Source organism: Phenylobacterium sp., from assembly GCF_036263695.1.
Lineage (GTDB): Bacteria > Pseudomonadota > Alphaproteobacteria > Caulobacterales > Caulobacteraceae > Phenylobacterium.
The window spans coordinates 1-10,426 of sequence record NZ_DATAGM010000288.1 but is presented as its reverse complement, the minus strand read 5'-3'; the positions used below and the strand labels follow the sequence as shown (position 1 = coordinate 10,426).

At 68.8% G+C, this 10,426-nt stretch carries 8 protein-coding genes; 4 read left to right on the top strand and 4 right to left on the bottom strand.

Annotated elements, in window-relative coordinates; translation table 11 throughout:
* A partial coding sequence (locus tag VHK87_RS11585; RefSeq protein WP_329635051.1) for a winged helix-turn-helix domain-containing protein occupies positions 1 to 730 on the bottom strand: 730 nt, incomplete at its 3' end.
* Positions 731 to 873: 143 nt separating this feature from the next.
* Between VHK87_RS11585 and VHK87_RS11580 the strand changes: the two genes are divergently transcribed.
* The 3 genes from VHK87_RS11580 (at position 874) to VHK87_RS11570 (ending at position 3,585) form a co-directional block, all read left to right on the top strand.
* Positions 874 to 1,596, top strand: a complete 723-nt coding sequence (locus VHK87_RS11580) for a 16S rRNA (uracil(1498)-N(3))-methyltransferase (RefSeq protein ID WP_329635050.1) — start codon at positions 874 to 876, stop codon at positions 1,594 to 1,596.
* Between the two features lie 91 nt (positions 1,597 to 1,687).
* A complete protein-coding gene (locus VHK87_RS11575; RefSeq protein WP_329635049.1) occupies positions 1,688 to 3,043 on the top strand; it encodes a glutamate--cysteine ligase in 1,356 nt (451 codons plus the stop codon).
* A 14-nt stretch (positions 3,044 to 3,057) separates the two neighbouring features.
* On the top strand, positions 3,058 to 3,585 hold the full coding sequence (locus VHK87_RS11570; RefSeq protein WP_329635048.1) for a hypothetical protein: 528 nt from the start codon (positions 3,058 to 3,060) through the stop codon (positions 3,583 to 3,585).
* A gap of 36 nt (positions 3,586 to 3,621) precedes the next feature.
* Here VHK87_RS11570 and VHK87_RS11565 read toward each other — a convergent pair whose 3' ends face one another.
* Positions 3,622 to 4,104, bottom strand: a complete 483-nt coding sequence (locus VHK87_RS11565; protein ID WP_329635047.1) for a DUF427 domain-containing protein — start codon at positions 4,102 to 4,104, stop codon at positions 3,622 to 3,624.
* A gap of 167 nt (positions 4,105 to 4,271) precedes the next feature.
* Between VHK87_RS11565 and VHK87_RS11560 the strand changes: the two genes are divergently transcribed.
* Positions 4,272 to 6,107, top strand: a complete 1,836-nt coding sequence (locus tag VHK87_RS11560) for an oligopeptide:H+ symporter (RefSeq protein WP_329635046.1) — start codon at positions 4,272 to 4,274, stop codon at positions 6,105 to 6,107.
* A gap of 145 nt (positions 6,108 to 6,252) precedes the next feature.
* Here VHK87_RS11560 and VHK87_RS11555 read toward each other — a convergent pair whose 3' ends face one another.
* Together VHK87_RS11555 and VHK87_RS11550 are read right to left on the bottom strand one after the other, a co-directional pair.
* Complete coding sequence (locus VHK87_RS11555) at positions 6,253 to 8,289, bottom strand: TonB-dependent receptor plug domain-containing protein (protein WP_329635045.1); 2,037 nt, start codon at positions 8,287 to 8,289, stop codon at positions 6,253 to 6,255.
* Between the two features lie 227 nt (positions 8,290 to 8,516).
* A partial coding sequence (locus tag VHK87_RS11550) for a TonB-dependent receptor plug domain-containing protein (RefSeq protein WP_329635044.1) occupies positions 8,517 to 10,426 on the bottom strand: 1,910 nt, incomplete at its 5' end.

Genomic DNA, 10,426 nt, shown 5'->3' with positions numbered 1-10,426 from the left:
GCATGCGGAAGTAGTCGCGCAGGTCCCTCTCGGTGGTGATGCACATCGCGCGGGCGGCGATGCGCAGCAGGCCGCGCTGGGCCTCGTCGCGCGGCGGGGTCGGGGTCTCGACGACGGCGCGGGGCAGCACCTTCTCCGGCAGGCCATAGACCCGCTCGAAGCTGTTGCGGCGGGTGGCGGTGGTGAGCCGGCCCGTCCAGAACAGGCCCTCCAGCGCCCGCTTCGGCTCGTTCCACCCCCACCACTTCTCGCGTTTCTTCTGGCCCCACTCAAAGTCGGAGGCGGCGAGCGGCCCTCGGGTGCGGATCTCCTCCAGGGTGCGGTCGATGAGCTGCGGATGGTCGCGCAGGAACCGCGCGATGCCGGTCCAGACGCCGACGCCCTCCGCCGCGTCCGCCATCCGCCAGCGCAGCAGCGGCTGGGTGGCCGGCGGGATCAGCGAGGCCTCGTGGGCCCAGTATTCGATCAGTTTCGGCTTCTTCCCCCAGGCGAGCTCGTCGATCAGCGGCCGCGGATAGGCGCCGAGCCTTGCGAACAGCGGCAGGTAGTGGGTGCGCGAGACGACGTTGACGCTGTCGATCTGGATGACGCCGAGCCGCTCGATCATCCGCATCAGCTGCCGCGGGCCGATTGGGCCCTCGGGGCGCGGCCCCGCCAGCCCCTGGGCGGCGAGGGCGATGCGCCGGGCTTGCCCGGCGGTGAGGGTCTCGGTGGGGCCGGGCGCGCTCATCGGGAGAGATCAAGCACGGCTGTAACGCCCCCATCAACCGCTCATCCCGACGCAAGTCGGGATCCATCCGGCCGCCGGGCCGGCGCAGACCCCGTATTGGATCCCGGCTTTCGCCGGGATGAGCGGTGGAGTTAAACGGAGCCATGATCCGCCTGAACGTCGCCGAGCCGCTCGCCACGGACGCCCAGATCGCTCTGGGGCCTGAGCAGAGCCACTACCTGTCCTCGGTGATGCGCCGCCAGCCGGGCGACGCCCTGCTGCTGTTCAACGGCGCCGATGGGGAGTGGCTCGGCATCGTGCTGGACGTGCGCAAGAAGGGCGTGGTCCTGCAGGTGAAAGAGAAGGTGCGCGATCAGATCGCCGCGCCCGACCTCGAGCTTGTGGTGGCGCTGGTCAAGCGCGCCCGGCTGGAGACCATCGTCGAGAAGGCCGCCGAGCTCGGCGCGGCGCGGGTGCGCCTGGTGATCACCGAGCGGACCAACGCCGACCACGCCAAGGTCGCCCGGCTGCAGGCCATCGCCGTCGAGGCCGCCGAGCAAACCGGCCGGCTCGACGTGCCGCAGGTGCTGGAACCGGTAAAGCTGCCGAGGCTCGTGCAGGGCTGGGACGCGGGCCGCCGCCTGCTGTTCTGCGACGAGGGTGGGGACGCCGCGCCGGCCCTGCAGGCGCTGTCCGAACAGCCGGCCGGGTCCTGGGCCGTGCTGATCGGGCCGGAGGGCGGCTTCTCGCCGGTCGAGCGCGAGGTCCTGCGGGCGCTGCCCTACGCCACGGCGGCCTCGCTCGGCCCCAGGATCCTGCGCGCCGACACCGCCGCCATCGCTGCGCTCACGCTTTGGCAGGCGGCGCTTGGGGACTGGCGCACTTGAGGTTTCGCCGGTTGGCGCCCACCTGCCTGACAGCGTAAGGAACGCCGCCGGCCGCCAGGAGCGTCCTGCATGGTATTGGGGAGGGGTGTGGATGGCCGACGCCGCGTGCGAGGATCGTCCCCTGACGTTCGAGGACCTGGTCCGCTGGTTCGAGGCCGGCTGCAAGCCGCCGTCCGAACACCTGGTGGGCGCCGAGCACGAGAAGTTCGTCTTCCGCCGGGCTGACCTGGGTCCCGTGCCCTATGACGGTCCGGCCGGCATCAAGGCCCTGTTGGAAGGGCTGATGCGGTTCGGCTGGAAGGGCGTCTACGAGGGCGAGAACGTCATCGCCCTGGAGCGCGGCAAGGCCAACGTCTCCCTCGAGCCGGGCGGCCAGTTCGAGCTCTCCGGCGCGCCGCTCGCCACCATGCACGAGATCTGCGAGGAGACCGGCGCCCACCTGCAGGAGATCAAGGTCGTCGCCGACGAGCTGGGCCTCGGCTTCCTGGGGCTCGGCTTTACGCCGGTGTGGCGGCGCGAGGACGTGCCGGTGATGCCCAAGGGCCGCTACAAAATCATGCGGCAGTACATGCCGAAGGTCGGCGGCATGGGCCTGGACATGATGTTCCGCACCTGCACCGTGCAGGCGAACCTCGACTATTCGTCCGAGGCGGACATGGTGGCCAAGTTCCGCACCAGCCTTGCTTTGCAGCCGATCGCCACCGCCCTGTTCGCCAATTCGCCGTTCACTGAGGGCAAGCCGAACGGCTTCCTCTCGGGCCGGGCCAACGTCTGGACCGACACCGACCCGGACCGCACGGGCATGCTGCACTTCGTCTTCCAGCCGGGGTTCGGCTTCGAGACCTACGCCCGCTACGCGCTCGGCGTGCCTATGTATTTCGTCAAGCGCGACCGCTACATCGACGTGGCCGGGCGCGCGTTCGGCGACTTCATGAAGGGCGAGCTGGCCGAGCTGCCGGGCGAGACGCCGAGCCTGAAGGACTGGGCCGACCACACGTCCACCATCTTCCCGGAAGTGCGACTGAAACAGTACCTGGAGATGCGCGGCGCCGACGCCGGCCCCTGGAGCCGGCTCTGCGCGCTCCCGGCGCTGTGGACCGGCATCTTCTATGACCCGCCGTCGCTGGCGGCGGCCTGGGACCTCTGTAAGGACTGGACCACCGACGAGCACGACCAGGTCCGCGCCGACGTCGCCCGTCTGGGCTTGAGGGCCGAGGTCGGCGGGCGGACGGTGCAGGACATCGCCAAGGACATGCTGGCCATCTCCCGCCAGGGGCTGAAGAACCGCAATCGCCTCTCCGGCGGCCTGGTGGACGAGACCGGCTACCTCTCCGACCTCGATGAGATCGCCGAGAGCGGGATCACCCCGGCCGAGCGTCTGCTCGAGGCCTACCACGGGCCATGGCAGGGCGACGTGAGCAAGGTCTTCGAGGCCTTGGCCTACTAGGTGCGGTAGGGACCGTGCAGCTGCCCAAGTACGCGGTCCTGGAGAACGAGCGGCGGTTCCTCGTGCGGCCGCAGGCGGTGGAAGCGCTGGCCATCTCGCGCCGACGGCTGATCGAGGACCGCTACCTGACCGGCGGGCGCATGCGGCTGCGGGCCATCACCGACGAGGCGAGCGGCCAGCGCGAGTTTAAGCTCTGCAAGAAGTATGGCTCGGCCGACGCGGTATCAGAGCCGATCGTCAACATATACCTGTCGGAAGCGGAGCACGCGGCGTTCGCCATCCTGCCGGGGGCGGATATCGCCAAGCGACGTTGCTCCGTCGAGCACGCCGGCCGGATTTTCAGCCTCGATCTGTTCCTCGGGCGGCTGGACGGCCTCGCTATCTGCGAAGCCGAGGCGGCGACCCGCGAGGGCATCATAGCCCTTGCCTTTCCGCCCTGGGCCGCGGTCGAGATCACCGCCGACCTGTTCTTCTCCGGGGCCGCCCTGGCGGTGACTCCTGCCGCGGACGTTCGGCGAAGGGCGGCCGAACTCCTCGCCTGATCATCGTCGCGAAGCGTGTGCGGGGGCGGGCGGAGGCTACGACTCCGGATCGGCCACGTTTTGCCGCCAGCGTTCGCCCTGGCTGTAGCCGGCGCCGGTGTCGGTGTGCTTGACCACCTCGTCGACGCGGGCTCGGTCCTCGTCCCTGTGATGATCGATGGTCCGCGCGACCTTCTCGTCCACCTCGTAGACGTCCACCATCTTCGGGTCGAAGGCGATGCGGCTGGAGATGTCGGCGACGTCGTCTATCGGGTCCTCGTAGCTCCAGACGGCGTTCTCGGCGAGGTTGCCGTCCATCAGCAGGGTGTAATAGGTCGCCTGGCCCTTGTAGGGGCAGCGGGTCGTCTTGTCGGTGCGCGACATGTACTCCATCGAGACCGCTCCGCGTGGGAAGTAGACGACCGGGTTCAACCCCTCCTCGTGCAGGATCAGCGCGTCGTCGCTGTCCGCGATCAGATGGCCGGCGAAGAGGGCCCGCCAGCGGCGGCCGGCGCGTTCCAGTCGGATGGGGTTCGTCATGGCGCAGTCCTCCTGTCGGGAAGGTCAACGCGCAAGGCCCGGCCTAGCTCCGCGGGGCGCCGGCTTGCTTGTGCTTGCGCCCCTTGCATGGTTCTCTCCCGGCAAACCGTTGCGGTGCAGGTAGAAATTCCCTGTCCGCCGAGCAACAGGGACCGAAAAGGCCTCGTATGATCATCATCCTCATCGGGATTCTCATCACCCTCGCCACCGGGATCCCGGTGTTGCTGCAGATGCTGCGCAACCATCCGCGCGGCCTGATGATCCTGTTCTTCGCGGAGATGTGGGAGCGGTTCTCCTACTACGGGATGCGCGGCATCCTGATCTTCTACCTGACGCAACACCTGCTGTTCGACGACGAGACGGCGGGCGCCCAGTACGGCTCCTACACCTCGCTCGTCTACCTGCTGCCGCTGATCGGCGGCATCCTGGCCGACCGCTTCCTGGGCACCCGCAAGGCGATCCTGTTCGGCGCCGTGCTGCTGGTGCTCGGCCACTCGACGATGGCGATCGAGGGGCGGCCCAGCCAGGAGACGCTGGTCTACGCCGGCCAATCCTATCCCATCATCACAGAAGGCCGGATGGACGACCGCAAGGCGTTCATCGAGGTCGGAGGACAGCGGCTCGAGTTCGCCCAAGGCGCCGCGGGCCTCGAGGTGAAGGGGATGACCGCCGCCTCGCCGCTCCCGCCGGTGCTGCCGCAGGGCTCCTACACCGTCACCAAGAGCGAGGACCCGATCGGCAAGAACGCCTTCTACCTGGCGGTCTCGCTGATCATCATGGGTGTCGGTTTCCTCAAGCCGAACATCTCGACCATCGTCGGCCAGCTCTATCCGCAGGGCGATCCGCGGCGGGATAGCGGCTTCACCCTGTACTACTACGGCATCAATCTCGGCGCCTTCTGGGCCTCGGTGCTCTGCGCCGCGCTCGGGCAGCAGGTGGGCTGGTGGGCCGGCTTCGGCCTGGCCGGGATCGGCATGCTGGCCGGCCTGCTCGTCTTCATCTGGGGCAAGCCGCATTTGCAGGGCAAAGGCGAGCCGCCGAACCCTGAGCGCCTGCGCCAGCCCTTCCTCGGTCCGCTCAGCCGCGAGTGGGTGATTTACATCGCCTCGATCATCGGCGTCGGCGGCGTCTGGCTGCTGGTGCAGCGCAACGACCTGGTCGGCTGGGGCCTGGGGATCTGCACCATCCTGTCGTTGGCGTTCATCGTCTACTTCCTGATCTTCAAGTGCAGCCGCATCGAGCGTGAGCGGATGATGCTGGCGCTGGTGCTGATCTTCGGGGCGGTGGTGTTCTTCACCCTGTTCGAACAGGCCGGCACCTCGCTGAACCTGTTCGCCGCCCGAAACGTCGACCTGATGGGCGTGCCCGCCGCCCAGGTGCAGTCGTTCAACGCCGGCTTTATCCTGATCTTCGCGCCGATCTTCGCGGCCATGTGGGCCTGGCTGGCCCAGCGCAAACGCGACCCGAACCCGGTGATGAAGTTCGGGCTGGGCCTTATCCAGGTCGGACTCGGCTTCATGATCGTGGTCTGGGGCGCGGGGATGGCCGACGCCGACTATCGCCTGCCGTTGATCCTGCTGGGCCTGCTCTACCTGCTGCACACCACGGGCGAGCTATTCCTCTCGCCGGTAGGCCTGTCGGAGATCACCAAGCTGTCGGTGGCCTCGATCGTCTCCTTCATGATGGCGGTCTGGTTCCTGTCCTCGTCCATCGCTCAATACGTCGGCGGCATCATCGCCGGCCACGCGGGGACCGAAACGGTCGGCGGCCAGGTGCTGGACTCGGCTGCGGCGCTGCGGAGCTCGCTGGAGGTGTTCAACATGCTCGGCTTGTGGGGCATGGGCATCGGCGTCGCCTTCATCGCCCTTAGCTTCTTCATCAAGCACTGGGCGCATGGCGTGAACGAGCCCGGCGGCGGCGCCCAGCCCGAGCCGATCGCCCCGGTCCTCGACGGCGAGCGCCAGGCGGTGAGCCCGGCGGCGGTCAGAAGGGATCAGGGATAGGAGTTTCCCTCCCCTTCAGGGGAGGGTCGACGATGCAAAGCATCGGCGGGGTGGGGAGTGACGCCTGCAAGGCCAGGACACCCTCACCCGGTCCGGTCGCTTCGCTCCGGGCCACCCTCCCCATGAAAGGGAGGGAAGGAAGGCCCTAGCTTCCGAACAGCTTGCGTACGACCACGAAGAAGAACGGCTTCACCTGCACGTCGCGGTCGTCGACGTAGGCGATCGGGCTCTGGCCCCGCAGGCCGGTCCATACCGTGCGGGTGCGGCGCGCGCCCCGGCCGATGGGGTTCTGGATCTCGCCGCGAATGATCCAGCCGGGCGGCTTGTACTCGGCGAACAGCACCGTCCAGGCCTTCAGCTTGTAGGTGTTGATCTCGGTCAGGCCATAGGTCGTCTCCCGGAAGGCGCTGTAGGCGTCGATGCCCCAGCCGAGTCGCCGCTCAGGGAAGTCTTGGGTGAAGTGGGCCTCCCACTCGAGCGGCTTAACCAGCGAGATCTCGCGCGGAAGCCCCGTCGGTGGGTCGATCACCTCCGTCCAGCGGCGGGTCGCCTGCCCCTTCAGCAGGGCGTTCGACAGGCCGAAACGGTCCAGGGGCAGGGTGAGGCTGACGATCGCCTCGTCCCGCGTGCCGTCGCCGAGGTTGCCGGGCGCCTCGAAGCCGAGGATCGCGACGCGGTCGACGACCTCGCTGATCTCCACGTGGCGGCCGGTGAACGACACCGAGCCGTTGCTCCAGAACCGCCGCTCGTAGGCGACCTCGAAGATGTCCTCCTGCTGCGGCTCCAGGTCGGGGTTCCCGGCCACCACCTGCTGCCCGACCTGGCTGGCGGCGGTGAAGTCCTCGAAGCGGAGCTGGCCGACGTAGCGCTCCAGCCGCACCCGCACCTGGTTCTGCGGGTTGGGCGACCAGACCACGATCAGCCGCGGCTTCGGGTAGCGCAGGGTCTTCTCCAGCACCACGTCGCCGGAGGAGGTGACGGTAGACTGCTCGATGCGGATTCCCGCCTCGGCGCTGAGCGCTGGCGACGGACGCCAGGAGGCCGTGGCGAAGACCTCGCTCCGCTCCTCCTCGACCAGCACGTTGGCCGCGGGGAGCGGCACGGCCACGCCGTTTCGGGCGAGTCGCGTCTCGCTCTCCAGCGAGTTGAACGCCATCTCGAAGCCGCCCTTCAGCGAGAGCAGCGGGTGGGCCTGCAAGGTCAACTCGCCCCGGCCGATGGTCTCCTGGGTGTCCTTCTCCAGGCGGAGGGCCTGATCGAAGGCGAGGAGGTCCTGGAATTGGTCGGTCTCGGAGTCCTGGGCCTGGCGGATGAAGATGCCGTCGAAGGTCAGCCGCTCGGTGATCGGTCGCGACCAGCGCGCGCCGATCTCCCGCTGCAGGTTTTTGGTCTTGTTGACGAAGCTCTCGAAGCCCCCCGCCGGCACGTCGAGCTTCTGGTACTCGTGGCTTGAGCCCGGGTTGACGAACAGGCGGCCGTTTACACGCAGCTTGCCGCCGAACGCCGGCGTTTCGTAGGCGCCGGTGAGGTTGTAGCGCGAGCCGTGACCCCAGGCGTAGATGCCGCCCTGGATCAAGGGGACTCCCGACGGGCTGATCCGCAGTCGCGCGCCGTCGCCCACGTTGTCGGAATACCCGCTGCCGCCGGAGACCAGGGCCTCGATGCGGCGGCCGTTCCAGCGGCGGGAATACTCCAGGCGCGCGCCGTTCAGGTGGCGGCCGTCGGGGCTGTAGTGCTCGTGGACCTGGAACAGGCCCTGGGAGCTGGCGTCGGTGCGCTGGACGATGTTGGCGACGACCGGCTTGCCCTGCATGTCGATCCCCGGCGCGCCGCCGCGAATCACGTCTATCCGGGAGACGGAGGAGGCGGGGATGCGCTTGAGGGTGTCCTCCAGCGCCTCGGTCTTGGCGGCCGGCCGGTCGCCGTTGATCAGCACGTTGCCGGCCCCGCCCGCGAAGCCGCGCACCGTCTCGCCCTTGTCGAAGGTGAAGCCGGGCAGGCGGGAGATCATGTCGAAAGCGGTCTGAGGCCGGGCCTCGGCGAAATACTCCGCCGGATAGGAGCTCACGCCCCGCTGTCCCTCCGCCGGCGCCGCAGGCGGCGGAGCGGGCGCGGCCGGCGGCGCGACATCACCGGGCTCCGCAGCGGCCAGCGCCGCGGCCAAAGTGGCGGACAGGAACATGGACTCAGGGCTCCCCAGACGCTTGGGTAGCCCGCCGGACGTTGTTCGGCGAAGCTTAAATTTACAGCGTTCGCTGGTTTTTCCGTCAGGTGCGGCTTTCGCGCGACAAGGGTCGGCGAACGGGTTGCCCGGGCTAAGGGGGCCGAGCTACCGGCCCTTCGCTTGCGCTCCGGGCGTCCGTCGGTGCGATCGACCCGGATAGATCGCTCGGCTTCGCTGACGGCGCCTCACCCCCCGAAGCTCTTCCGCACGCGGACATAGAACATCCGGCCGAACTGCAAATCGCGGTCAAAGACCTCGGGGGCGAGGGTTACGTCGCGGCCGCCGGGGTAGACGTAGCGGGTCCGGCGCTGGCCCCGTTCGCCGGCGTTCTGGACGGCGAGGCGGACGTTGATGTCCGGCCGCGGGCGGACCTCCGCGAACAGCTCCACCCAGGTCTTCAGCTTGACCACATCGATTTCGTCGAAGCGGTAGTAGGTCTCGCGCCAGGCGCCGAACACATTGACGCCCCAGGTGGTGTTCAGCCGCGGTAGGTCGTGGGTGAAGTGGGCCTCCCACTCCAGCGGCCGAAGACCCGAGATCTCGCGCGTCTGCAGCGTCGTGGGGTCGGTCACCTCCGAGCGGCGCCAGGTCGATTCGGCCTGCAACTGGGCGCCTTTGAGCCCCAGCCTGGCGAGCGGCAGGGTGAGGTTCACGGCCAGCTCGTCGCGGGTCCCGTCGCCGATGTTGGCGGGGGCGTCGAACACCCCGTCCACGGTGCGGATTGGCGCGCGGTCGATCACGTCGGTGAGGTTCGACCGGCGGGCGGTCAGAACGACTGCGCCGCCGTCCCAGAATCGGCGCTCCAGGGCCGCCTCGACGACCCACTCCTGCTCAGGGTCGAGGTCGGGGTTGCCGGCCGTCAGCGTGCTGGAGTTCACCGAGTCGGAGGAGACGAAGTCCTCGAAGTCCAGCTGGCCCACCACCCGCTCGATGCGCAGCCGCACCTGGGTCCTGTCGGTCGGCGCCCAGGTGAGGGCGGCGCGCGGCTTCAGGAAATAGAGCGTCTTCTCGAGCTCGACATCGCCTTCCGCGGAGATGCTGGAGCCCTCGTAGCGCAGGCCGCCTTCCAGGGTGAGCTTGCGGTGCGCCTGCCAGACCGCCTTGGTGAAGACCTCGCCGCGCTTCTCCTCGACCCGCACGTCGCCGGCCGGGACGTCGATCGCCTGGCCGTCGACGGCCAGGCGGGTCACGCCCTCCAACCAATTGAAGGCGCCTTCCGCGCCCGCCTCCAATGAGAGCTGGTCGGATTGGCGGTAGGAAACCTTGGCCCGGCCAATGCTCTCCCCGGTGTCGGAATCGCGGGTGAAGCGGACGTCCTCGCCGGGCGCTTCGAAGTTGGAGCTGATCTGTTGCGACTCGGTCTGCTGGATGCCGACCAGCTCCAGCGCCGTACGGGCGCCGAAGTTGCGGGAATAGCGGCCGCCAAGCTCGGTGGAAACGGTATCCACCTCGTCGAGACCACGGGCGACGTACGGGGTCGGGAAGGTCACCCGGCCCAGCTCGTCGTATTCGTACACTTCCGCGAACAGCCGCCCGTTCACCCGCAGCTTGCCGCCGGCCAACGGCGTTTCGATGGCGCCGGTGACGTTGACATTGCGCACGTCGCCGTCGGTGTCGAGGAAGGCGGACTCGAGCAGCCGGCCGTCGGGCGCCAGGTGTATGGCCGGTCCCTCCCCCGCACCATCGTCGATGCCTTCCCCGCCGACGACGCCCGCTTCCCACGAGGTCGCGCCCCACTTGCCGGAGCCCTCCAGCCGCGCGCCCTGGGCCATGCGGCCGTCGTACGCCGCGTTGTTGGAGAGCGCCGCGAGGCCCCGGAAGCCGCCGCCCTGCTTGCGGATCACGTTGGCGATCACCGACTGCCCCTGCATGTCGATGCCAGGAGCGCCGCCGCGGATCAGGTCAATGCGCTCCACCTGCGAGAACGGGATGCGGCGCAGGATGGATTCCAGGTTGTCGCTCTTCGACGCCGGCCGCTCGGCGTCGATCAGCACGTTGCCCGCCGCGCCCTCGAAGCCGCGCACCTCTGCGCCGCCGCTGAAGGTGAAGCCGGGCACCCGCGCCAGCATTTCGAAGGCGTTGCCCGGGGCGAAGC

What these genes read in the sequence shown, in the direction of transcription:
- VHK87_RS11580 (WP_329635050.1), top strand. Translation starts at nt 874, where the DNA reads ATGATCCGCCTGAACGTCGCCGAGCCGCTCGCCACGGACGCCCAGATC.
- VHK87_RS11575 (WP_329635049.1), top strand. Translation starts at nt 1,688, where the DNA reads ATGGCCGACGCCGCGTGCGAGGATCGTCCCCTGACGTTCGAGGACCTG.
- VHK87_RS11565 (WP_329635047.1), bottom strand. Translation starts at nt 4,104, where the DNA reads ATGACGAACCCCATCCGACTGGAACGCGCCGGCCGCCGCTGGCGGGCC.
- VHK87_RS11560 (WP_329635046.1), top strand. Translation starts at nt 4,272, where the DNA reads ATGATCATCATCCTCATCGGGATTCTCATCACCCTCGCCACCGGGATC.
- VHK87_RS11555 (WP_329635045.1), bottom strand. Translation starts at nt 8,289, where the DNA reads ATGTTCCTGTCCGCCACTTTGGCCGCGGCGCTGGCCGCTGCGGAGCCC.